The 25,806-nt window shown below is 40.9% G+C and carries 16 protein-coding genes and 1 pseudogene; 12 read left to right on the top strand and 5 right to left on the bottom strand.

Annotated features, from left to right (window positions below; genetic code table 11):
- Positions 1 to 317 precede the first annotated feature (317 nt).
- Positions 318 to 875 (top strand): aminotransferase class I/II-fold pyridoxal phosphate-dependent enzyme, encoded by a 558-nt coding sequence (locus tag ACXAFV_RS03520; RefSeq protein ID WP_475124490.1) that lies wholly within the window; start codon positions 318 to 320, stop codon positions 873 to 875.
- Here ACXAFV_RS03520 and ACXAFV_RS03525 read toward each other — a convergent pair.
- The 4 genes and pseudogenes from ACXAFV_RS03525 to ACXAFV_RS03540 all read right to left on the bottom strand — a co-directional run.
- Positions 826 to 1,085: pseudogene (locus ACXAFV_RS03525) on the bottom strand (Fic family protein); the annotation flags it as partial. The gene ACXAFV_RS03520 and the pseudogene ACXAFV_RS03525 sit on opposite strands and share 50 nt — an antisense overlap.
- Positions 1,086 to 1,482: 397 nt before the next feature.
- Positions 1,483 to 2,124 (bottom strand): hypothetical protein, encoded by a 642-nt coding sequence (locus ACXAFV_RS03530; RefSeq protein WP_475124492.1) that lies wholly within the window; start codon positions 2,122 to 2,124, stop codon positions 1,483 to 1,485.
- Positions 2,125 to 2,310: 186 nt separating this feature from the next.
- Positions 2,311 to 2,496 carry a hypothetical protein gene (locus ACXAFV_RS03535; RefSeq protein ID WP_475124493.1) on the bottom strand — a complete coding sequence of 62 codons (186 nt, stop codon included), beginning with the start codon at positions 2,494 to 2,496 and terminating at the stop codon, positions 2,311 to 2,313.
- Positions 2,497 to 2,607: 111 nt separating this feature from the next.
- A complete protein-coding gene (locus ACXAFV_RS03540) occupies positions 2,608 to 2,934 on the bottom strand; it encodes a hypothetical protein (RefSeq protein WP_475124494.1) in 327 nt (108 codons plus the stop codon).
- Between the two features lie 276 nt (positions 2,935 to 3,210).
- Here ACXAFV_RS03540 and ACXAFV_RS03545 point away from each other — a divergent pair, with 276 nt between their 5' ends.
- The 5 genes from ACXAFV_RS03545 (at position 3,211) to ACXAFV_RS03565 (ending at position 7,792) form a co-directional block, all read left to right on the top strand.
- Positions 3,211 to 3,771, top strand: coding sequence for a transposase (locus ACXAFV_RS03545; RefSeq protein WP_475124496.1), 561 nt, complete (start codon positions 3,211 to 3,213; stop codon positions 3,769 to 3,771).
- The gene (locus tag ACXAFV_RS03550; protein WP_475124497.1) at positions 3,768 to 4,418 is read left to right on the top strand and encodes a magnesium chelatase domain-containing protein; all 651 of its coding nucleotides are present in this window, start codon (positions 3,768 to 3,770) and stop codon (positions 4,416 to 4,418) included. The genes ACXAFV_RS03545 and ACXAFV_RS03550 overlap by 4 nt, the downstream gene beginning before the upstream one ends.
- Before the next feature lie 129 nt (positions 4,419 to 4,547).
- Positions 4,548 to 6,092 (top strand): IS21 family transposase, encoded by a 1,545-nt coding sequence (istA, locus tag ACXAFV_RS03555; RefSeq protein WP_475126058.1) that lies wholly within the window; start codon positions 4,548 to 4,550, stop codon positions 6,090 to 6,092.
- Positions 6,092 to 6,856: an IS21-like element IS643 family helper ATPase IstB gene (gene istB / locus ACXAFV_RS03560; protein ID WP_475126059.1), complete on the top strand. Its 765-nt coding sequence runs from the start codon at positions 6,092 to 6,094 to the stop codon at positions 6,854 to 6,856. Before istA ends, istB begins: the two co-directional genes overlap by 1 nt.
- A gap of 51 nt (positions 6,857 to 6,907) precedes the next feature.
- Complete coding sequence (locus ACXAFV_RS03565; protein ID WP_475124498.1) at positions 6,908 to 7,792, top strand: YifB family Mg chelatase-like AAA ATPase; 885 nt, start codon at positions 6,908 to 6,910, stop codon at positions 7,790 to 7,792.
- A gap of 278 nt (positions 7,793 to 8,070) precedes the next feature.
- Here the strand turns inward: ACXAFV_RS03565 and ACXAFV_RS03570 are convergent, their stop codons facing one another.
- Positions 8,071 to 8,433, bottom strand: a complete 363-nt coding sequence (locus ACXAFV_RS03570) for a DUF948 domain-containing protein (RefSeq protein WP_475124500.1) — start codon at positions 8,431 to 8,433, stop codon at positions 8,071 to 8,073.
- Between the two features lie 249 nt (positions 8,434 to 8,682).
- Between ACXAFV_RS03570 and ACXAFV_RS03575 the strand changes: the two genes are divergently transcribed.
- The 6 genes from ACXAFV_RS03575 (at position 8,683) to ACXAFV_RS03600 (ending at position 25,795) form a co-directional block, all read left to right on the top strand.
- The gene (locus tag ACXAFV_RS03575; RefSeq protein WP_475124501.1) at positions 8,683 to 9,723 is read left to right on the top strand and encodes a DnaD domain-containing protein; all 1,041 of its coding nucleotides are present in this window, start codon (positions 8,683 to 8,685) and stop codon (positions 9,721 to 9,723) included.
- A 134-nt stretch (positions 9,724 to 9,857) separates the two neighbouring features.
- Positions 9,858 to 10,175, top strand: coding sequence for a hypothetical protein (locus ACXAFV_RS03580; RefSeq protein ID WP_475124502.1), 318 nt, complete (start codon positions 9,858 to 9,860; stop codon positions 10,173 to 10,175).
- Between the two features lie 108 nt (positions 10,176 to 10,283).
- Positions 10,284 to 10,586 carry a hypothetical protein gene (locus tag ACXAFV_RS03585; protein WP_475124504.1) on the top strand — a complete coding sequence of 101 codons (303 nt, stop codon included), beginning with the start codon at positions 10,284 to 10,286 and terminating at the stop codon, positions 10,584 to 10,586.
- A 589-nt stretch (positions 10,587 to 11,175) separates the two neighbouring features.
- Positions 11,176 to 12,264 carry a S8 family peptidase gene (locus tag ACXAFV_RS03590; protein ID WP_475124506.1) on the top strand — a complete coding sequence of 363 codons (1,089 nt, stop codon included), beginning with the start codon at positions 11,176 to 11,178 and terminating at the stop codon, positions 12,262 to 12,264.
- 97 nt (positions 12,265 to 12,361) lie between these two features.
- Positions 12,362 to 18,712 (top strand): hypothetical protein, encoded by a 6,351-nt coding sequence (locus tag ACXAFV_RS03595; protein WP_475124507.1) that lies wholly within the window; start codon positions 12,362 to 12,364, stop codon positions 18,710 to 18,712.
- A gap of 477 nt (positions 18,713 to 19,189) precedes the next feature.
- Positions 19,190 to 25,795, top strand: coding sequence for a hypothetical protein (locus tag ACXAFV_RS03600; protein WP_475124509.1), 6,606 nt, complete (start codon positions 19,190 to 19,192; stop codon positions 25,793 to 25,795).
- Positions 25,796 to 25,806: the final 11 nt, after the last annotated feature.

A 25,806-nucleotide genomic window follows, 5' to 3' on the forward strand; every position in this document is an offset into this window, starting at 1 on the left:
TGAGAAGTAAATATCCTATAAAAGGAAGAACTGCATATAAAAAACGTTAGTAAAATATGGTGCTTCTTTAGGAGCACACGCAACAATTGTAAGTGAAAATACCATCGGTTCCTGGGCGATGATTGCTTCTGGAACTGTTGTAACAAAAGATGTTCCAGACTAAGCATTAATGGCTGGAGTTCCTCCAAAACAAATTAGATGGGTTTGTGAATCGGTCTTCCTTTAAAAGTGAATTATAGTTGTAAAGAATGTAGAGGATCTTATGAATTAATAGATGGTAGTTTAATTGAAACTAAGTAAATGGAAAGAGGTAAAGTATGCAGTTTCGTGACTTAAAAGCTCAATATACTCAGTATAAATCAGCTATTGATGATGCTATTCAAAATGTGCTAAACACTGGTCAATATATAGGTGGCAAACCAGTAAATGAACTTGAAAAAGAATTAGCAGAATACATAGGTGTTAAGCATTGTATTACATGTGCCAATGGAACAGACGCTTTGTCACTGGTTTTAATGGCTTGGGATGTTAAAGAAGGTGATGCTGTTTTTGTACCTGATTTTACTTTCTTCTCATCGGGAGAGGTAGTGTCATTTAACGGAGCAACACCAGTTTTTGTAGACGTTGATGAAAAGACTTTCAATATAGATCCTGATAAGCTTATACAATCAATTGAAAAAGTGAAAATAGAAGGAAAATTAAAACCCGGAATATTGGGGTCTGACCCCCACCCAGCTAAAGTGTTCAGCGTTAATGTGTTAAAGTGTTGTTTGTTGATAGAAAAAAGCCTTTTCTGTTTGCGAGAGAAGGCTTTTGTGATTTTAGAAGGACGCTTAGGTATAGATTCAGTGAGTCTTCGATTTCTGAAGCGGTAAGGGGAATGTTGTGTGGGCTGTGTCGAGTGCTTCATAGTAAGCCAGGCGGTTTTGTATTTTAAAGATGATTGGCGGATAGCCTGCTTTCATTAATTCAAGGTTAAGTAATAGGCGGGACGTTCGTCCGTTGCCGTCTATGAAACGATGGATACCAACGAAGATGGCATGTATTTTTGAGGCTCTTTCAATGGGATGAAGGTTTTGTGCTTCGTCAGAAACAAGGGGACGGCTCTCTTGCTTCCTTTTTCATAAATATGGAAAATGATCTCTTAGAACTTGAGGTCTGCCCCCCACTTTCTTTCTATTTGGTTACCGCTATGAGATTTGACCAATCTTACAATTGTATTTACCACCGGCCGCTAAGAAATTTACTAGGTTAGGCTAAGGTAATTACCGCTTATTTAAAACAGCCGCATAGATGTATATTTTCAAAACTTTGCAAGGCTGTTTTTATTAATTTTCTCATATTATGAAGCTGCTGCATTCCCGTATGCGATCTACCTAGTACTTCCTGGAAGTGAACCGCTCATTCACCCAATTCTATTTGTTAACTTGGGGACAGTTCCTATTCTACCTTTTATATTAATATGGAAGAATAGATTTCAAATTATTTAGAAATCACTATAACATTATCTTCATCAGTGTAATTAAGAATTCCATCATGTGTTCGATTAAGTACAATAAACTCATATTCAGCATCAAAAAAGCCTTTCACATATTTGGGATGAATGAAGATATCTTCTGATCGTACATCCCTATACATAATTCGGTCATGATTTGAACCGTAATTGCCAACACTGTTAGGGAGCGTATAACCTGAAATTATATTGGTTAGGTGGACTTTATTGTCGTAATCCTCAGTAGAAGGAAGAACTCGTTTTAATTTCATTCTATCTGTAATTAACTTGTCCTGGACATGATTATAAATGGTTCTTACCTCATCGATAGCTAGCTTGATTTCGTTTGAAGCATCTTTTTCTAGATCGGAGATCATTTCTTCATGTTGAAAATCTTCATATCCCTCTGATAGACGATCAATGTCAAATGCCTTCTTTACTAAATAAGTAAGAAGAAAACGTCCCTCAAATTTGCCATCTGCAAATAAATATCCAGTAAAGATTTTAGGGATTCCTGTAACTCCTTTAAGAAGTGTTTCACGTACTGGGTCGGTATGTAATACTCCTCCAAACAAAGAATAATTTAATAATTTACTCTTTATTACATATAGGTTATTAAAGTAATCGTCCATAAAAAGTTTCTCCTTTAGATTTATTAGACAGATAGATATGTTATCTATTATCATGAATTATTAGTAAAAATTATTAATTATTTTGGATTTCTATTTTGGGTTCTAACCCCCACTTAAAGTTTTTGTGTTAAAGCGTTAAAGTGTTTGGAGTTTAAAGGAATAGAATCTTTCTAGCTAGTAATTACTTTATTCTCCAACATATTTAGGGAATTGTTTATCTAAAGAAATTATTAGTTCATGAGCTATCTGCCTAACACTGGCTAATTCAACCCCAAGTACATTACCTATATGACCTGAGTCGCTTTGATGATAGACATGTAGCGAGTTGTTTCTAGATAAATCTGAGTATGGTGTGCTAAGTGTATCATCCACATGAGAACCTCCATCTTTATTAGCAAGAGCTAAAACTAAATCTTTTCTGGAGAACTTGTTCTGGCCGTCAGACAAAACTTTAATCTCATGCCACCATTTATAAAAGCTAACTCATGGATTTCTTAATCGCAACTCTGAAAGGTTGTCCAAGGGGGGGCTGTACATAGTCTTACCTCCTAAATCTGTTGTGGTGGATATTCCACATAAGCCAAATTTACTCTCCGGAATAGCAGTATTAAAATAGGACATTTCTAGTTTACAATTTAAATGGTTTAACAAAGATCTAGACCGTTTTGTGTCGTGCACAAGTGTCCTAATGTGAGAGGCTAGTCTTTTAGCTTCCATGGTATATCCCTTATCAAAATCTTCAGAAGAACGTATTAAAAAATATACTTGTTCAGATAAGTGTCTTAAATAATCTTTTTCTTCTAGATTCATGTACTAAAACCTCCCTAAAGCAAGTATACGTTCAATTAATTAATATGTAAATATATGTCTTTTGAGGAAGCGAGGTGACTAAAAATGGAGAGTGGGGTCTGACCCCCACCCAGCTAAAGTGTCCAGCGTTAATGCGCTAAAGTGCGTTTGGTAGTGTGAGAAGGTGCTTCTTTTTTGGAGGAGGCGCCTTTTTGTTTTGATAGATATTGACAAGTGGTGGAAGTAAGTGTGATAATGAATAAGAACATACGTTCTGTTTGTGGGAGGAGGAATGAAATGTCCAGGAAGCTTCGGATTTGGTATCCTGGTGCGACGTATCATATTACGGCCAGGGGAAATAAACGAAGTGCTTTGTTTTTTGATGAAACCGATTATCTCACGTATTTACACATCCTCGAAGATGTCCGCTCGATCTATCCCTTTGTTTTACACTCCTATTGCTTGATGACCAATCACATTCATCTCCAACTAGAAACCTTACATCATCATATTCAATACATCATGAAGACCCTTCATTCTCGTTATGCCGTCTATCTGAACCAGCGGATGAACACGGATGGCCATATTTTTCAAGGAAGGTATAAAGCCGAGCTGATCGAATCTAGTGAGTATTTCCTGGAAGTGAGCTGCTATATCCATCGCAATCCATTGCAGGCCAACATGGTGGAGCGTTCTGAAGATTACCCTTGGAGCAGTTATCCCTCTTATATTTCCTACGCACTGAATCCACATACAGACCCCACCAAAACGTATTCTTTTTTCACTGAACCTGTTCATCTCCATTACCAATCGTATGTTGAAAATAAGCTTGAAAAAATAAAGGGGGAATCCAAGTGACAAGTAAAGTGACCAGTGTCGGACTTAAAGGGTTGGAAGGTTATAAGGTAAGTGTAGAAGTGAGAGTCATGCAGGGGACTGAGTCCTTCGTTATTGTGGGGCTGCCGGATGCTTCTGTAAAGGAGTCAAAAGAAAGGGTAGCAGCTGCACTTCACGGGATGGGATATACTCTTGCCAATCAAAAAGTGATTATTAATCTATCGCCCTCTGAACTAAAAAAGACTGGCCCTCTTTATGACTTATCAATGGCCATCGGTGTTCTCTTAAGCTTGGAGGAGATATCAGTCAGGTGTCCGGAGACGACCGCCTTCTTGGGAGCTCTGTCGCTGGACGGCGGAGTACGTGCGGTGGAAGGGATGCTTCCATCCGTCCTTGCAGCGAAAAAACTTGGGGTTTCAAAAGTGTACATGCCGTTTGATCCCGAACTCCCCACGCTGGAATTAGATGGATTAGAGATTATCTATATTTCCACTTTAGAAGAAGTACTTCAGCATCTTTCAGGACAAAACATCTTACCTTTCTATCCTCAACCTTTTAAAGCTAAGCAGGAAATAACGTGTCTCATTGACTTTAATCAGATCATAGGTCATTCCTATGCAAAGCGTGCACTGGAGATTGCCGCCGCAGGAGAACATCATCTATTGTGAACGCTAGAATAAAGTTGACAGTTTTTGCTCGATAAGATTTTACACTTTTGCTCAATCAACCTATTACTTTAGTAAAATAAATAGTGACGTTATTTTACTGGAGGTTAGGATTTTTTGGAGGAAAAGTTAGTGTTATATGTAAAGATTCATGAACTACGCAAAAGAAAATTTAAAGTAGCACAAATCGCTAAGGAGCTTAAGATTTCAAGACCAACTGTCTACAAGTATTTAGAAATGACATTTGATGAAGCAAGAGCATACACTGAACAGCCCTTGGGGAAGAAGAAAAAGTTAGATCACTATAAAGACTGGATACTTGCTTGGCTAGAAGAATATCCTCACCTGAGTAGTGCTCAAATTCATGATTGGCTTTTGGAGAGGTATCCCGACCTTTCGGTTGGGGGAAGTACTGTTAGGACTTATGTTCGAAATATCCGTGAAGTCTATCAGATTGAGAAAAAGGTTATTGTCCGCCAATACGAAGCAGTTCCTGAACAACCAATGGGCAAACAACTTCAGGTAGACTGGGGTGAAACAAAACAGAAGTCGACAGACAACAAAGAAATCAAATTGTACTTTATAGCCTTTGTACTCGCTCATTCTAGACATAAATATATGGAATGGCAGGCACGACCGTTTACTACAAGAGATGCGATCAGATGTCATGAAAATGCATTCCAATTCTACGGTGGACGTACAAATGAAATTGTCTACGATCAGGACCACTTAATCGCTGTAAGTGAAAACGCAGGTCAGCTACTTTTAACAGAAGAATTTCAAAACTATGTGAATGAGCGTCAATTCAAAGTTCACTTGTGCAGAAGAGCTGATCCGGAATCTAAAGGCATGATTGAAAATGTAGTGAAATACATAAAAGGGAATTTCGCAGACAGTCGAGTTTTTAGAGACATAGAAGATTGGAATGATCGAGCATTACAGTGGCTTCAACGTACAGGGAACCATCAGGTTCACCAGACAACGAAAAAAAGACCAGCAGAAGTGTTTCTCCTCGAAAAGCAACACTTACAGCCAGTCTCTTCGTTACTTTCATATGAAAGTACCAATAAACAAAGTATAACAAGAACTGTAAGCAAGGACAACACGATCCGTTATAAGTCTAACCGTTATTCTGTCCCACTAGGGACTTATCAAACAATGACGGAAAATATAGTATGGATTGAAGTGACAAACGAAGACCAACAAACTCTTGTGATACGTAAAGAGGCAAGTGGTGAAATCATCACCGAACATATTATTAGTTCAGAAAAAGGAAAACTCATTCAAAACCGTCACCATACTCGCGATCGTTCAAAGGGGATTGAAGAGCTTAAGCAACGTCTTATCTCTTACTTTGAAGATCAGACTCAGGCAGCTGTGTATTTTGATGAGATCAGTCAAAGATACACAAGGTATCGTCGAGACCAATTTGCGATCATTTACAAGGTGATTCAACAGTATCCATCATTAATAGATACTGTGCTGGCCAAGTGCACGACAGAAAAACTATACAATGCGAATGATTTTCGTGATATCACTCATCACCTTGATACTTTGCGTGATGAACCAGTTAAAGAGGTACAATCCTTTTATGCTAATCCACCAAATCATCCTCACCTTAAGGCTTCTACCCGTTCTCTAAATGCGTATACTAGCATTTTAGGAGGTCGAGGATGATGAACAAGACGGTGCATGAATTACAAGATCAATTTCGACAGTTACGTTTATCAGAAACGGCGGAGGAGCTACCACAGCTTCTTCGCGAAGCTGAAAAAGCATCCTGGACTTACTTGGAGTTCTTAGAATCTATCACGCGATATGAATTAGCAAAACGTGAAGCAAAGAGCCTTGAAAAAAGAATGAAATGGGCACGCTTCCCTTTCGTGAAGTCATTAGATGAGTTTGAACTTAAAGGTCAAAACGTTCTAACAGCCCGCCAGCTTTCTCAACTTAGAGAATTAAGCTGGTTAGAGCAACAGTATAATTTGATTCTCTTAGGTCCCCCTGGCATTGGGAAAACATATATCGCAATTGGGCTGGGACTTGAAGCCGTTTATAAAGGATTCAATGTTTACTTCGCTACAATGGGTGAACTAGTACAACTTTTAAAGACAGAAGAATACCTGAATAAATCTAAAGTTCAACTCAAACGAATTAGAAATGCCGATCTTGTGATTATCGATGATCTAATGTACATGGCGATGGATCAGAGAGAAGCAAACTTATTTTTTCATTTAATTAATCACTTATATGAACGAAGTTCAATCATCCTTACTTCAAATAAGAGTCCAGATGAATGGGGTAATCTAATTGGAGATCAAGGGATTACGACAGCTATTTTGGATCGTTTACTTCATCGTGTGGAAGTCATACATGGTGGAGAGAATGAGGGGAGCCATCGGATGAAAAACCGAAAGAGCATTTTTTCAGCAGAAGTGTAAAAAGGAAACGAGCAAAAAGTGTAAAATTCAACTTGACGTCTACATCTATTTATGACAGGACCTCCCGGATGCGGAAAGAGTATGCTTGCTGAAAGCTTTCCTTCTATTCTGCCCCCATTGACCAAAGAAGCTCAGCTTGAAGTCATGAGCCTTTATCAAATCAGCACCAGCATGAATGAGTACTCCTCACAACCGCCATACCGGCATCCGCATCATTCCGCATCTGGTGTATCGATCATAGGTGGAGGCCAGAACCCAAAGCCAGGAGAAATTTCTTTGGCTCACAGAGGAGTGCTCTTTCTTGATGAAATCGCAGAATTCACAAAGAAAACACTCGATATGTTAAGGCAGCCCCTTGAAAGCGGCAAGGTCACCATCTCCCGTGCACATTCCACCGTTACCTATCCATCTTGTTTTCTATTAATCGGGGCCATGAACCCATGTCCGTGTGGTTACCTTGGTTCGCTCACCCACTATTGCACTTGCACACCGAAGCAGATCACTGTCTATCAAAATCGATTATCCGGTCCGATCCGCGACCGCTTTGACTTGTTCCTCACCCTCGCTCCAGTAAACTTGAAAGAAGAGAAAGAAGCACAAAGAGAGTCATCAGAACAGGTTCAAAAACGGGTCGAGGAAGCAAGGTTTTTGCAGTATAAAAGATATGGTGAAGAGATCTGTAACGGAAGGGTGGATTATCAACGGATCATTAAAACCAGTCCGGGTCTTCAAGATAAGTTGCACTACTTAAACAATTTATCTTCAAAGAAGTGGAGCAACAGGGCGCAGGTGAAAGTGATTCGGCTAGCAAGAACGATTGCTGACTTGGATGGGTCGGAAGAAGTGGAGGAGAGGCATATCTGGGAAGCGGTGAAGCTGCATAGAAGACCGAATACTGAGAAAAACATGCCTGCGCGAACGGTTGGTGAATCATGAAGGGGGTCATTTTAACAAGTTTATTAGGACAGGTTCAGTGGCCAATTTGAAAGGTAGGGGTTAACCGGGGACGGTTCCGACTCTACTTTCCAATACGTCTAAATAAAGTAGGTGAACTAGTATAATGGAGACGTACAGCGGATCCGCATAGATGCAGTGGGACTATCCCATTTATGTGTGCGAGCAGGGAGAAATCGTCGTGATCAAGCCTTAACAAAAAATTCGCGCGAGACCCCCACCCAAATAAAAAGAGGCCGGATCGCCCGACCTCTTTTTGCTTACTTCAATTTAATCTGGACGGGCTTGCTTTCCCGCGCATGAATGGTTTTAGGATTGTTCTTTTGCAAAGCAGTCCTCTTTACCGAGCTTGTAACATTGTGTATGATTTCCCCTACATCATGAGCGGACTCAACCAAAGGCTCAACGGCTTTCATCTTTCCTTTTACATCAACAGAAATTTGGTTGGCTGTATGAATCAGTTCTTCTGCTTCTTCTGTAATGCCATTCACAGCTGACCGGGTGTCAGCCAGCGTCTTTTTCGTTTCAGCAAGTGTTGTCATTACTTTCCTTAATGTCAAAATCAAATAGATGACGAGAATGGTAAACGCGACGGCTGCAATAACAGCACTCCACTCAAGCATTGAGACCAGCTCCCTTCTTTTCTATAAGTCTATGAGAGTGGGAGCTCAGACATTCCTGTGATGGAGAGGTGAAGTTATCTCGCTAATAGACTTTTTAAACAAACGTTTGATTTAATCCTGATTCCCTTATGAGACAGCCTTTTCTACGATTAAACAAACGTTTAATTAAAAAATTTCGTCCAAGGGTGTCCTTTTTCCTCCTTTCTTTATACCTAGTAAGTGACTAGATATAGAAAGGTGGATTTTTTTATGAAATCAGGATGTAAAGTAGTGGATCAGGTCGGGGATATGAAAATCGATGGGAATCTGGTTCCTCATTTGTGGTATAAGAACATTACGTTTGCGAGCGGGAAGGCGCATTTCGTCGCGATTACGCTGCTGGCGGATATCCTGTATTGGTACAGGCCGACGCTTGTCCGCGATGAGAACGGCGATGTGATTGGGACGCGGACCAAGTTTAAAGGGGATATGCTGCAGAAGAGTTACCAGGCATTTTCTGATACATATGGGTTTACGAAGAGACAGGTGAAGGAGGCGGTCGGTTTTCTGGTGGATCATCATCTGCTGATAAGGGAGTTCAGGACGATCACGACGTCGAGTATTGTGCTGAGCAATGTCATGTATGTTCAGCCTGTTGCCGGGAATGTGAATAAGGTCATGTATGAAAAATGCCATGTAAGTGAATTGGTTTCCATTTGCCCTAATGTTACGTTGGAACGTACCGGCATGCACTCTTCAGAGGAGGGCTTGTCCCGACAGGAGGAAGGGGCACCTCCAGCGGGGGAGGGGACGTATACAGAGAGATCTTCAGAGAGATCTTCAGAAAGAAAAATTAAACAACAACAACAAAGCGCGCGTGATTGTGCGGTGACATTTTTCAAGGAAAATGAATTTGGCAAGATGGGATCTTATCTTGAGGAGAAAATCCGGGGCTGGTGTGCAAAGCTGTCGGACAGCCTGGTGGTGGAAGCGATGAAGAAGGCGGTGGAACAGGGAAAGCAGTATTGGAGTTATGTGGAGGCAATCCTGATGTACTGGGAGCTGAATGATGTCAGGGATGTTAAGGACGCCCAGGAGAAAGAGTTCAGGAAGATGTATAGAAAGGTCGTCAAGGAGAAGACGGTAGGACAGCGTAGAAAACCCGTCCGGACAGAGAAGCTTCCGGATTGGTTTACGGGTGAACAGAGTACTGAGGCTCACGTTCAAGATGAGGATTTTGAAGCGGAGAAGGCGAAGTTGGTGGCAGAGTTGAAGGTGTTTACTGAGGGGAGGACCTATCTTTCGGTGTAAGGGAAGCGGTAATGTCAGGTGTTCAAACTGCACTCCTTATGGTCATGTGAAACAGAAATAAATAATAAATGTTCCTCTCCCAGTATCCTTTTGAACCGGCTGGTTGTATATAGGGGGTAAAGGGGGAGATGACAATGTTCGAATCAATACTCGAAACCAGTGGATTGATACAGGAAACGAATTTTCGTCACACCGAGGATCTGCGTATCTATTTATGGATTCTTACGCACTCGAAGGAAGAAGCGGGTTATGAGGGAGGCTGTCTTCTGGAAAAGGGTCAGTACATAGCATCGCTAGGTAGACTGAAAGACTATTTGTGGTTTTATAGCGGGAATAAGATTGACGAATATTCTATTTCGAGGATACAGAGGGCGATTAAGCGGCTGGAGAAGTATGGGTGGATCCGGGCGGAGAAGATGCAGCATGGGTATTCGTTTACTGTTTTACAGTGAAAAAAGAATGGACAGATCCAATGTTTCTTTATAGGTCTAAACAGTAAATCCTTGTATATATATTAAGGGAATTTATCATTGGGAAGTACATGGATGGAGGAGAAGGATTTGCCACAAGAGAAACAGCCAACGGGTCATGAAGAGAGTGCAGCATCGACGGTGTGGGATGCTAAAGTTATTGTGAACTTTGCTATTACAGCTGTTTTGATGATGATGGGGTTTTATAAACTATTCGCTTATACCAATGAAGAATATGGTGACAGCAATGTGAATGCTTATGTCGGAGGAGATGCATACAATTATATCATTAATGCAAATTATGCTACGGGATACTTTGTATTGGCGTTGATTTTTACCATTATAGGGTGTACGTTATTGATTTCTAACGTGATTCAGAGAAGGGGGATTTAGCGCATAAACCAGCGGGCCAGGAACTACGTCTTAAAGACCGCAATTCCTGTCCCTCTGGTTGTTTCTTTTCAAAAAAAGACGAACCAGCTCTTTAAACCTCCCATAATGTTCTCTAAACATGGGGTGCCCTCCCAGAACTTCAACCGACGCATTAGGAGCCAGCAAAAGTAGAAGTTGAGAAGCTGGTTTTTGAGTGAGTTGGAGAAGGATGCCCTGAAGTTTGGGGCATCCTTTTATAAACTATTTCTTTAAGGAGCCTGAAAATAAAAACATACTCCGTGGGAGGGTATTGTTTAGAGATATTGATCTGTTCTTTCTTGTTTATCGCTCGATTTATCCATTAATAGATAAATTTTCTAATTATTATTTAATAATAGTAAAAAATATAGTAAAATGGTACCACTTGCATAAACGGGTGTTTTTATATCTTTTTATCCAAATTTTTTATTAGGTCTTATTTAATCTACTATTAAAAGGTGAAAAAATGAATACTATCGTATCCACTCTATTAGGACTGATGATTGCAACAGTTAGTCCCATAACCTCCGAAAGCCAGGTAAATGCTACTTACCTCATAGAGACATCCCAAATGTCAGAATTACAAAGCAAATATGATCTTAATGTGAAAGAAAAGATTGAAGGGAAAGAAATCTATCAGGTTGAAATTGAAAACCCTAAAGAAACAGAGAGCATCATGAAAGAGGAAGAGTTAGTTTTCTTGGGGGAAAATAAAAAGATTGGGTTCTTAGAAACAAATCAAGATTACCCTTCAGATGGAACCTCTCCGAATTATTTATCCAAAATGAATTTTCCTCAGAAACTGTATGGTGACCAACAAACCACCATTGCCGTGCTTGATACAGGAATTGACTACAGCCATCCGATACTGGTTGATTACATTGTTCCCGGTTTTAATGCTTACGAAGACGATTTACCTCAGGATGATGAAGGGCACGGTACACATGTTGCTGGTATCATCGCAATGGATTCACCAAATTCCATCAAGATTATGCCTATAAAAGTACTTGACCAATACGGTGACGGAGATATTTTCTCTATCGTAGAAGGATTGTATTTCGCCATTGAACAAGGTGCGGACATCATAAATATGAGCTTCGGCGCCCCATACGACCATCCGGCCTTTAGAGAAGCAGTGCAAGAGGCGGTTAGTAAAGGGATAATCATTGTGGCTGCTACAGGAAATGGGGGCGGGACACCTGTCTACTTCCCGGCAGGGTATGATCAAGTTCTAGGAATTGGTTCTATCGACAACAATGGTGAAAAATCAACCTTTTCTCAATATGGAGAGGGGGTTGACTTTGTTGCGCCTGGAGAGAAAGTAGAAAGCACTTATCTAGGTGGAGGTTATAAAGTGCTTTCCGGCACGAGCATGGCGGCACCTATGGTCAGCAGGGCTCTTGGCTACCTGTATGCAGAGAATACATATTTAAAAAATGAAAAAGCTTTATCATTGCTTAAAACATCAAGCAATGACCTTAATGTGCCTGGTAAAGACATCTATACGGGATTTGGAATCATTGATGTTAACAAGGTCATTACAGCTTCGTTTGATTATGAAAATAATCACATTCTTGATTTGTATGACTCTATTTCTTCTTCAAAGAAAAAAGAGTATGAGAGTCATGTAGAAAATTATTATGGAAGACTAATTGAATGAGAATGGCTCTATTAAACACTACTGTTGAGTTCCGCAGGGGAATATATCGAATATATCCACTCTAATGCTGATAACAAACATCCAAGGGAGATTAATAATGAACAAATTCATCAAAAAAGTTTTTATTTTAGCTATTATATTTTTCTTAATACTTCAATCTATTCCGCTTCAGTCTGCTTTTGCGGAAGAATCCGTGGTACTGCAACCGGGTGAAAGCGTTCAAATTACGGGAGCTGGTGATATAAGTGTAAGTAGGTACGGTAGACATAACTATGTGGTCTATAATTCCGATGGAGCCACCAGGTACGGTAGCAGCAGCTATGGACACTACATTGATGGGCAGTCTCGTATGGTGCTTGAAAACACTGATGACGAGGAGATAACTGTTTCGGCTGAATCTGGTGTAGTGGAGCGGATTCAGGCTCCTGCTTTTAAGACAGTGAGTGTAAAAGAAGGAGACACCTGGGAATATCGGGGCGATTCAGATTTTACCATACCAAGTTATTATGAATATGTAGATTATAGAACAGATGGAACAGCGAGGACGTATAGTTCAAGGGCATCAAGTATTCGGTTAACTACCCTGAATGAAGAAGTTGAGCGAAGGGTTATTACGATGCAACAAGACCAAGAGGTATATGGTCCATATGAAACGTTTGTGGTACCGGAGAAAATAAGTGGCCCAGCAATCAAAAGAGTAACTGTAGAGGATGGAGAAACCTGGGCGTATAAAGGTGATTCTGACTTTACGATTTCAAGTTACTATGAGTACGTTGATTATAGAGCAGGTGGAACAGCAAGGTCGTATAATTCAAGGGCACTTAATAATCGATTAACAACCCTGAATGAAGAAGTTGAGCGAAGGGTTATTACGATGCAACAAGACCAAGTGGTGTATGGTCCGAATGAAACATTTATGTTACCAGAAAAAACAAGTGGTCCAGCAATCAAAAGAGTAACTGTAGAGGATGGAGAAACCTGGGCGTATAAAGGTGATTCTGACTTTACAATCCCTGGTTACTATGAATATGTAGACTATAAGGAAGATGGAACAGCGAGGTCGTATAGTCGAGCTTCCCTCAGCGATCGATTAACTACTCTGAATGAAGAAGTTGAGCGAAGGGTTATTACAATGCAGGAAGATCAAGAAGTCTATGGTCCGAGTGAAACATTTATGTTACCAGAAGAAACAAGTGGTCCAGCAATCAAAAGAGTGAATGTGGGGGAAGGAGAAACTTGGAAGTATAATGGAGATTCTGACTTTACAATCCCTGGTTACTATGAATATGTAGACTATAGGGAAGATGGAACAGCAAGGTCTTATAGTCGAGCTTCCCTTAGCGATCGATTAACTACCTTGTATGATGAAGTTGAACGAAAGGTCATTACTATGCAGGAAGATCAAGAAGTGTATGGGCCGACTGAAACATTTGTGACACCCGAAGAAACAAGCGGCCCAGCTATTAAAAGAGTAAATGTGAAAGCAGGAGATACCTGGGAGTATTATGGTGGTTCAGATTTTGTGATACCGAGTTATTATGATTATGTTGACTATAAAGAAGATGGAACGGCGAGGGCCTATAGCGCCCATTCTTTAAGTGATAAAGTCACAACTCTTCATGGAGAGGTAATTCGAAAAGTCATTACAATGATAAAGGACCAACAAATCTATGGTCCATCCGAAACGTTCAACGTTCCAATAAAAATAGAAAGTCCCGCGTTGGATAAAATAACGATTGCCCCTAGTGAGTCGATGAACTTTGAGACCCCTGGAATTACGTTTGATGCTCCGGATGATCATTCTTATCAATGGTATAACGGGACAGATGTTATCAAGAGTGATGACTTCGTTTACAGTAACCGTTATTTAATAGAAGAAAATGATTTGAAAATCACCAATATAAGTGACGAAGATACCTTAACGCTATACGGACCGTATGAGCTATTTCCTACATTAAGGCCCCGCGACAATCTTCATGTGAAATACAACGACGGTGCCTTAAGTAAACTGAAGGTCGGGAACATCACCATTACCGGACAGGTGGAACAAAACGCAGCCAATGATCAGCTTTATACTGTCACAGGGGATATCAGTTTAAATGGTTTCTTAAAATACCGTGGAGAATTAAAAGTAGATAAAGGAAAGTATACTGTTTCCGGTAATGGAATGCTTTACATACCAGTTGAAGAATCGAATCATTTTTATGCTGGCCAAATTCCGCTCTATAAAGGGGAATTTACCATTGATGCCAAAACGGTGAATTTGATGCCTGGGTCTGTAGGGAAATCATTACTTTCATATGAGAAGCTGCCAATTGAAATCAATTCCGTGACGATTGCTCCAAAAGGGGTGAATATCAGCGGGGCGATTGATTTCTCTCCTGCCTTTGGAGGCAGAGTGGAAACGAGTGTACAAATTGATGAATTATCTGTCAGAACCGACGGCATGGATTTGCAAGGGACATTTAATCTGCCCGACTTCAGCCTCGGCGGTCTGGAAATCACAAAACCATACGTAAACCTTAATACGAAGGCGCATGCTTTTGGCGGCGGCGGCGAAGTAGGAAAAATCGGGAAGATGATTGTCCCTGCTGGAGGCAGTCTTAGTGGAGACTTTAATTTCTACAATGGTTTATTAAACAGGGTGGCGATTCAAAGTGTGTTTTCAAGACCGATTCCCATCGGTACGACTCCATTTGGTTTAAGTGGAGTAGGCGGCGGGGTGGATAACATTCAAGGTGCTAACAAAGATTATGGAACGACCATATTTGTCAATGCAGACTTGTCTGATACCTTCTCACCTACAATTGATGGCGGACATTTGATCATGGGTGACAACTTACAGCTTGAGGCCTCAAATCTTCATGTAGCTTCAAGTGGGAGTTTGAAAATGTATAGTCTTCAGCTTGGTAAATCAAGATCGGAATGGCATACAAAGAAAGGTTTTAATGCGAACGGCTCCATGGATATATTTGATACCTATGTAGCGGACTATTCTTTAAAAGTGCCTAAAGCCAAGCCGTTTAATGGATCTGCTTCAGGGAAGTTAAAAGTACCTGATGATATCTGGTTTATAGGCGGAAAAACCTTTAATGGCATCAAAGGGGATATTAATCCAAGTAAAGTGATGGTTTCCACCACTCTTATTGGAATTGACGTAGGTGTGGCATACGACTTTGAAAAAGATGATATCAAGTTTAAAGTATCTGAACTGGAAGAGGAGATCCAAGCTCAGAAAATTAAAGACGATGTGGTTGTGACCTACGGAACCAATATGAAGGCAGAAGGAAGCTATTCTTCTCAATCGGTAATGAGTACACTAGCCAGTGGATTAGGGGTAACCATTCCTATAGAGGAAATTGAAGAAGCTGCTCTAATGGAGGTCAAATGGACAGGGACGAATCCTGACCTAACCGTTCATGCACCAGATGGTACAGAATATCCATTGGTTCAAACGGGAGATCAGGCAAATTATTTACAAGAGGAAAGCAGTGCGTTCATCTCCGTGCAAAATCCGCAGAAGGGCACCTGGAGAATCAGTACGGATACAGAAGGCACGAGCGACTTGTCGGTTCAGCTGGTTTCCGTTCAGCAAAAACCAAAAGTGAACAGCGTACAGGTAGATGCTGAAGGTGAAAGGCCCGTAGTGTCTTGGGATATTTCAGGTGCTGAGGATACAAAAGTCAGCTTATATATCAGTGACAGCAAGAACGGTTATAGTGGTGAGCTTTTGAAGGAAAACCTTCCATTGGCCGGGGAAGAAGTTATCGAGCTGCCTGAAACATTGATCAGCGGCAAACATTATATTTTTGTAAAAGCAGAACGAGAAGATATTGGTGCTGATTGGATGTATGCAGATCAACTGGTTGAATACGTCGATTCACTTAGCCCTGGGATTCCAGCTGGGCTAACAGACGAAGGGGTAAATAATGGATTCATTAAGCTGAAGTGGGAAGCGGTTGAAGGAGTGGCAGGATATGTAGTGGCTCCGATTGATGAAAACAATCAAGTAGATCATTCCCGCGGCCTCCAGATTGAAGATGGAGGTACTTCTGCAGTGATAGATGGATGGGCGACAGAAAAGAATTATAAACTTGTAGTCATGTCTTATAAAGAGGGTACGGATGGCGAACTTCATTACAGTTTACCTTCAGCTCCGATTGACGTATATTTACCAGAACCAAGTCCTCCACATGTGGATATTGAGTGGAAGGCGGAAGATGGAAAAGTTGAAGAAAAAAAGATTGAACTAAATGATTCCATTAAGACATTGCATGTTAGTAATTCCAATGAAATTGAATTGGCTGTAACATTGGATCAAGAGGCTGAGACTCTGATCATGGTAAATGATAAAGAGGTTGCTTCTCCACAAGGAAGAAGTTTTTCACAGATTGTACAGCTTGAAGAAGGGACCAATCATATAACCCTTCAATCCGTTAACGAAGCAGGGGATGAAACCATACAAACGTATGAAATGATGGTCGATACTTCAGTGCCGACACTCTATGTAGAGTCTCCATTTGATCAAGATATTCTTACGACTCCTGAAATCCTGGTGAGTGGGAATTCAGACATTGGCTCTTCTGTGACGGTTAATGGAGAATCAGTCCTATTGGATGAGGAAGGAAGCTTCCACTATGAATACTCTGTTGAAGACAAGGAAACGGAACAAGTAATGGTGAAAGCAACTGACTTTGCAGGAAATACCACAGAATATGTGGCACAGCTGCAAATGAAAATCCCTGAAGTAAAGACAGATGTCACTGGTACCTTGATAAAAGGAAACGAGGCATTACCGGGGGTTACCTTTAGTGTCCATAGCATAACAGGAGAAGAGAAATGGTATGACACAACAACGAATGAATCCGGGCAGTTCACAATGGATTTGCCAGATGGTGAATATCAGATAGACGGGGTTTGGCTTGAAGCAGGTCAAAAATGGTACACCCTAAATCAAACATTCTCGGTAGTAAATGGAATCCTGAAGGATCAGGATGAACTTATGATTTATTTGGAAGATGAACCGGTAAGCACAGATGAAAATATTATCGGGCAGATAACGAATAAAAACCAACCAGTAAGTGAAGGGGTTGCATTCAGTATCCATACCACAGGCGCTGAATGGTATGATGTCCAAACCGATGTCAGTGGCAATTTTGCCCTTTATTTGCCAGATGGAGAGTATCAGATAGACGGTGTCTGGATAGAGAGTGAGCAAAAGTGGTATGTATTAAATCAATTATTTACCGTATCTTCAGGAAAGCTTGAAGGATATGAAAATCTAATCATTGATGTTGATGGAATCAAGCCTCCCCCAACAGAAGGAATTATGGGGAGAGTCGAGAACATGGGTACAGGAATGGAAGATGTATTATTCAGTCTTCACACAACAGGAGAAAATCAGCAATGGTATGATGTTCAGACAGATGTGAATGGCGATTTCCAACTCTTACTCCCAGACGCAGAATATCAGATCGACGGGATTTGGGTAGAGTCCGAACAGAAATGGTATCCTTTAAATCAGCTGTTTACCGTGACAGGCGGGCAGCTTGAAGGGGAGACGGGACTGATTGTTGACTTATCGATAGATATCAAACAGCAAGGATCAGTAGAGGGAACCGTCACTAAAGGATCAATTGGAATACCAGAAGTACTATTCAGCCTGCACACAACCGACAGTAATCCGGTGTGGCGTGATGTACAGACTGACGAGAGTGGAAGGTTCAGTACTGTATTACTCGACGGTGAATATCAAATAGATGGGATCTGGATTCAAAGTGAAAGCAAATGGTATCCGTTGAATCAAGTCTTCTCTGTCGTGAATGGACAGTTAAGCGGATCTGTTGAACTTACCATTGATGTCTTGAATGAAGTGGTCCCTTCGGAAGGACCTATTACAGGAAAGGTAACGAAGACAGTGACTGCACTTGGCAATGTGCCATTCAGTCTTCATACCACAGACAGTTCGTCTGTTTGGTATGATGCGTATGCCGATGAAAGTGGAAACTTCAGCTTGACGTTGCCGAACGGGGAGTATCAAATTGATGGTATCTGGATGGAAAGTGAGCAGACATGGTATCCATTGAATCAAGTATTTAAAGTGGAGCAGGGGCTGCTTGTCGGTGCTGAAGAGATCGTCATCGATGTCCTGGGAGAACTCAATCAGCCAGCGGAGCCATTGACGGGCAAAGTGGTCTACGGGGAACAAGGTCTTTCAGAAGTGATTTTCAGCATTCACACAAGAGAAGAAAATCCGGCTTGGTATGATATACAAACAGATGATAGCGGTGAGTTTACTCTCAATCTCTCAGATGGTGATTACCAAATCGATGGTATTTGGATTGAGTCTCAATCTGCCTGGTATGTGTTGAATCGACAGTTTACCATTGAAAATGGAAGGCTGAAAGGTTTGGACAACTTGATCATTGATTTAACAAAAGTGGAATAAAAGGGTTTCTCCCTTCCGAAAAAGCATCTGCATAAAGACAACAGAGGTTGTCTTGGCAGATGCTTTTTATTGTTTATGCTGCATTTTCAGGGGACTCCAATATTAATCGGGTTGTTTAAATGACCACCTCTAGTCAGAATTATAAGAAAATTTAACTATTAATGTTTATAAATCCCAAAATGTTTAGTAAAATAATACTAATTGCATATAAATTAAGAAATATCTTCCATTTATACACATCAAGTATTGCTTCACTCCATATTCCATTTTTATGCCTCTAATATTATCAATCTCTCAATATTAATAACACCACACGTAAACAGCTAACTATAATTAAGTATTTTAATTATCACTTTTTTGACTTGTTCCAATGTGAATATAATTGGAACATTCATATATAGGTAATTTTTTACATAAAAGAAGCATTAACTTAAATGAGTAAAAAGCACTGCATTAAACAGATAAGGGAGAATGATAATGGCGAATAGTTTAAAAAAGTGTTACATACTTACGATGGTAATAATATTACTCTTGGAACCAATAACCTTTCGTACGGCTTTTGCAGAAGAATCAGTTGTCTTACAGCAGGGTGAGAGTATTCAAGTTACAGGTAGTGCAAGTATCAATGTCAGCTGGAAACATGATTATGCTATTTATGATCAGATTGGGGCAGTTGATTACGGAAGCAGATACTCTGGTCACACCATCAATGAACAACAGCGCATTGTGATTGAAAATGATAATGAGGATGAATTAACCATTACCATTTCTTCTGGAGCATTTGAGAGGATCGAGCAGCCTGCTTTGAAGAAACTCAATGTAAAATCTGGAGAGAGCTGGGCATACACAGGAGGATCCGATTTTGTCATTCCCGAGTATTTTGAGTTTGTCAACTATCAGGAAGATGGCAAAGCAAAGGACTATGAAAGTTCAGAATGGTATGAGAGGATGAAGACACTTTCTTCTGAAACCATCCGAAAAGTCATTACCTTTAAAGAAGATCAAGAGGTGTATGGGGCTTATGAAACATTTAAAGACCCAACGAAGGTGACTGAACCTGCATTGCTGAAAATCAGCGTAAAGGCAGGGGAGACGTGGGAGTATACAGGGGGCTCTGATTTTCGAGTACCAAATTATTATGAATATGTTGACTACCGGGAAGATGGTACCGCGTTTAGATACGATGATTCAAGATGGTCAGACAGAATGACGACTTTACCGGATGATTATACTCGAAAAGTCTTCACTTTCTTAAATGACCAAGAAGTATATGGACCATATGAAATCTTTAGGAAGCCTAAAGAAATAACTGAGCCTGCATTACGAAGAGTGAAAGTGAAAGCAGGGGAGAACTGGGAATATAGCGGAGGATCCGATTTCACGATTCCAAGTGAATATGAATACGTGGACTATCAAGAAGATGGAAAGGCAAAAGGCTATAATGATTCAGCCTGGTGGGACAGGATTACGGAACTTCCTGACCAAGCTGAAAGGAAAGTCATCACATTTCCAAAGGAACAAGAGGTTTATGGTCCGTATGAGACCTTTAAGGAGCCAATTCGAAGTAGTGAGCCAGCATTAAAAAAAGTGCAGGTGAAATCAGGGGAAACTATGGAGTATGCTGGAGGATCGGATTTTACCATACCTGATTATTTTGAATATGCGAATTATCGGGATGATGGAACGGCAAGCGGTTATTCAGATTATGGCTGGCGTGATAGAATCAATTCATTATCCACTGAAGATGTAAGGAAAGTGATGACGTTTCTTAACGATCAAGAGATCTATGGTCCGTACCAAACATTTAAGGAACCGGAAAAGATAAGTGAGCCGGCATTAAAAAAAGTAAATGTCAAAGCGGGAGAAAGCTGGGAGTATACAGGCGGTTCCGATTTTAAAATACCTAGTTACTTTGATTATGTGAACTATAAGGAAGACGGTACGGCCCGCAGCTATAGTGATTTTGGTTATTCGGACAGAATTACTGCACTTTCCACTGAAGACGTAAGAAAAGTGATTACTTTCCAAAGGGAGCAAGTGGTTTATGGCCCGTATGAAACTTTCATCGTTCCAGAAAAGATAAGTGAGCCAGCATTGAGGAGAATTAACGTTACCGCAGGAGAAAGCTGGGAATATTATGGGGAATCGGATTTTATGATTCCAAGTTATTATGAGTATGTGAACTACAAGGCGGATGGTACTGCGAGCGGCTATGATAATTCAACCTTGTACGACAGAATTACAAATTTATCCACTGAAGATGTAAGGAAAGTGATTACTTTCCAGCGTGATCAAGTGATCCATGGCCCTCATGAATCTTTCAGGACTCCAGTCAGGATTGAGGAGCCTGCTCTTGATTATTTAACACTTGAACCGAATGAATCCATAAAGTTGGAAACCCCGGGTATTGATTTTAATACATGGGATAGACATTTTTATCAGTGGTACAAAGGTACAGACATTATTGATAGTGGTGAAAGATACTATAAACGATATCGTATTGAAGAAAATGATTTAATGATAAAAAATACTGATGAAGAAGATTCAATTACTTTATATGGACCATACGAAGTGTTTCCGACATTAAGGCCTAGGGAGGACCTTCATGTTAAATACAACAATGGGGCTTTAAGTAAACTGAAGGTCGGAAATCTTACCATTACAGGGCAGGTTGAACAAGATGCAGCCAATGACAAGCTATATACCGTAACAGGCGATATCAGTTTAAATGACTTTTTAAAATACCGGGGAGAGCTCAGGGTAGATAAGGGGCAGTATACAGTTTCCGGAAATGGGCTCCTTTATGTGCCGGTTAATGAATCGAAGCATTTTTATGCCGGGCAGATTCCATTATATAAAGGTCAATTTAATATCGATGCTAAAACGGTGAATTTGATTCCTGGAGAGGGAGGCATTTCACTGCTTGCTTACGAAAAGCTGCCCATCGAAATTAATTCTGTCACGATAGCTCCTAAAGGGGTGAATATCGGCGGGGCTATTGATTTCTCTCCTGCCTTTGGAGGCAGAGTTGAAACGAGTGTCCAAATAGATGAACTTTCTGTCAGAACCGACGGCATGGACCTTCAAGGGACATTCAATCTCCCTGACTTCAGGCTTGGTGGCCTGGAAATTACTAAACCCTATGTAAACCTCAATACGAAGGCACATGCTTTTGGAGGCGGCGGAGAGGTAGGGAAGATCGGGAAGATGATTGTACCTGCCGGAGGGAGTCTAAGCGGCGATTTTAATTTTTACAATGGACTGCTGAACAGGGTAGCCATACAAAGTGTGTTCCCGCGGCCCATTCCAATTGGAACCACTCCATTTGGATTAAGCGGCATAGGTGGTGGGGTTGATAACATCCAAGGTGCAAATAAGGATGATGGAACCACCATTTTTGTAAACGCAGATTTGTCTGACACGTTCTCTCCGACAATCGATGGGGGACACTTGATCATGGGAGACAACTTACAGCTTGAAGCTTCCAATCTTCATATAGCTTCAAGTGGAAGTCTGAAGATGTATAGTCTTCAGCTCGGTAAAACCAGGTCGGAATGGCACACCAAGAAAGGGTTTAAAGCGAACGGATCCATGGATATTTTTGATACTTATGTAGCGGACTATTCTTTAAAAGTGCCTAAAGTCAAGCCCTTCAATGGCTCTGCTTCAGGAAAGTTAAAAGTACCTGATGATATTTGGTTTATTGGCGGAACGACATTTAATGGAATACGAGGAGAAGTAGATCCAAGTAAAGTGATGGTTTCCGCCACTCTTATAGGGATTGACGTGGGTGTCGCATATGACTTTGACAAAGATGATATTAAGTTTAAAGTATCAGAATTAGAAGAAGGGGTTCAAACTCAGGAAATTAAAGACGATGTGGTTGTGACCTATGGCACCAATATGAGGGCAAAAGGAAATTATTCTTCAACATCGGTAATGAGTGCGCAATCAAATGGTTTAGGGGTATCCATTCCGATAGAGAGTCCTGAAGAAGCTGCCCTTATGGAAGTTACGTGGAGCGGTGCGAAACCTGAATTAACAATCCTTTCACCAGATGGGGCTGAATATCCGCTGATTCTGAGTGGAGACCAGGCAAATTACTTACAAGAAGGCAGCAGTGCTTTTATATCTGTACAGAATCCGGAGACGGGTACTTGGGAGATCCGTACCGATACAGAAGGTACAAGTGATTTATCTGTTCAGTTAGTATCTGTTCAGCAAAAACCAAAAGTGAACAGTGCAGCGCTTGATTTGGAAGGTGAAACCCCGGTACTGAAGTGGGATGTCACCGGAGCGGAAGATACAAAAGTCAGTATATATATAAGTGATAGCAAGGATAGTTACAGCGGCGAGCTTCTAAGAGAAAACCTTCCATTAACAGGGGAAGAAGCCATTGAGCTTCCCGAAACCCTGATTAGCGGAAAACATTATATTTTTGTGAAAGCCGAGCGTGAGGATATCGGAACGGATTGGATGTATGCAGATCAGGCCGTTGATTACGTTGATCCCTTAAGTCCTGAGGTTCCAGGCGGGGTGACAGAAGAAGGGGTGAATAATGGCCAGATTAAGCTGAAGTGGGAAGAGGTTGAAGGAGCGGCGGGATATGTGGTGGCTCCCTTGGATGAACATAATCAAGTAGATCATTCCCGCAGTCTTCAAGTAGAAAATGGTGTGACAACTGCTGTAATTAATGGGTGGGAGACTGACAAGAATTATAAACTTGTAGTGATGTCTTATAAAGAAGCATCGCCGGGCGAGCTTAATTATAGTTTACCTTCAGAACCAATTGAAGTGTTTTTACCAGAGGCGAGCCCTCCGATAATAGATCTCGAATGGAAAGCAGAAGCTGGGAAAATTGTTGAACAAGAGATTGAAATAAACGATTCGATTAAAACATTGCGGGTTAATAATTCCGATATGATTGAATTAACGGGGAACTTAGATCAAGAGGCTGTGACTCAGGTGATGGTGAATGGGGAAGAAGTAGCATCTATCCAAGGGAACACATTTACTCAGCAAATCCAATTGGAAGAAGGTCCAAACGAGATTACCATTCGATCTGTTAATGCAGCAGGGGATGAGACAATACAATCCTATGATTGTTTAGTGGATTCAGTTGATCCAACCCTGTATGTAGAAACCCCATTTGATCAAGCCATTCTCACTACCACTGATATTTTGGTGAAAGGGAATACTGAAATAGGTTCTACTGTAATGGTTAATAATCAGCCTGTGGTGGTGGATGAGGAAGGAAACTTCACCTATGAATTTTCTGTTGAAGAAAAGGAAACTGAGACTATTGTAGTGAGCGCTACTGATTTTGCAGGGAATATAACAAAATATGAAGCTCAAGTCCAGATAAAAATACCTGAGGAAAAAACTGATGTCACGGGGTTCTTGATAAGAGGGGAAGAGACATTATCAGGGATTACATTCAGTGTCCATTCTGTTACAGGTGATGAGACTTGGTATGACACGACAACCAATGACTCCGGTCGTTTTACACTTGATTTACCGGATGGCGAGTACCAGGTCGACGGTATTTGGATCGAAGTGGAACAAAAATGGTTCATCTTAAATCAACAGTTCTCCGTTGAAAATGGGATTCTGAAAGACCAAGAGGAGCTTGTGATTCACTTAGAAGATGATCCTGTAAACTCAGATGAAAATATTATGGGGCAAATACTGGTTGAGGGGCAATCATTAAATGAAGGATTGACATTCAGCATCCATACAACTGATGCTGAGTCCGAATGGTATGATGTCCATACCGATGAAAGCGGTAATTTCAAATTTTATTTACCGGACGGAGAATATCAGGTTGACGGTGTCTGGATGGAAAGTGAACAGAAGTGGTACGTGTTGAATCGAGTATTTACTGTATCCTCAGGAAAACTTGTGGGGAGTGAAAGTCTGATAATAGACATCAATGAGGTAGAGCCTCCTCCTGCTGAAGGGGTTTCGGGCAGGGTCGAGACCGACAGCGCTGGGGTTGGAAATGTATTATTTAGTCTGCACACTACAGGAGAAAATCAGCAATGGTATGATGTTCAGACGGATGAAAATGGAGATTTCCAACTTATACTCCCAGATGGTGAGTATCAGATCGACGGAATATGGGTAGAAACAGAACAGAAGTGGTATCCTTTGAATCAACTGTTTACCGTGGTCAATGGGCAACTTGAAGGTGAGTCAGGATTGCTTATTGACTTAATGGGAGATCGCGAACAGCAGGGGTCAGTCGAAGGAACTGTCACAAAAGGTTCAGTGGCGATACCGGATGTGCTTTTCAGTCTGCATACAACAGATGATAATCCGGTCTGGCGTGATATACAGACTGATGAGAATGGAAGGTTCATTGCACTATTACTGGACGGAGAATATCAAATCGATGGGATCTGGATTCAAAGTGAAAGCAAATGGTATCCGTTGAATCAAGTATTTACTGTCGAAAATGGACAGTTGAGCGGTGCTGTAGAACTTACCGTTGATGTGTTAAATGAAGTGATTCCTTCGGAAGGGCCTATTAAAGGAAAGGTAACAAAGTCAATGACCGCACTTGGAAACGTACCATTCAGCCTTCATGCTACAGACAGTTCCCCTGTTTGGTATGATACGTATGCAGATGAGAATGGTAACTTCACCCTGACCTTGCCCAACGGGGAATATCAAATTGACGGTATCTGGTTGGAAAGTGAGCAGACCTGGTATCCGTTGAATCAAGTCTTTAGAGTTGAGAAAGGGCTGCTTGTCGGTTCTGAGGAAATCGTCATCGATGTTCTGGGGGAACTCAATCAGCCAGCGGAAGCATTGACGGGCAAAGTGGTCAATGGGGAACAAGATGTATCGGATGTAATATTCAGTATTCACACAAGAGAAGAAAATCCGGCTTGGTATGATATACAGACAAATGAGAGCGGTGAGTTTACTCTCAATCTTTCAGATGGTGAGTACCAAATCGATGGTATATGGATTGAATCTGAATCTGCCTGGTATGTATTAAACCTGCAATTTACCATTGAAAATGGAAGGCTGAAGGATTTAGAGAATCTGATTATTGATTTGGCTGAATCAGACTAAAAAATTATTGC

The sequence above is a fragment of the Rossellomorea sp. ABR4_012 genome, assembly GCF_056159545.1.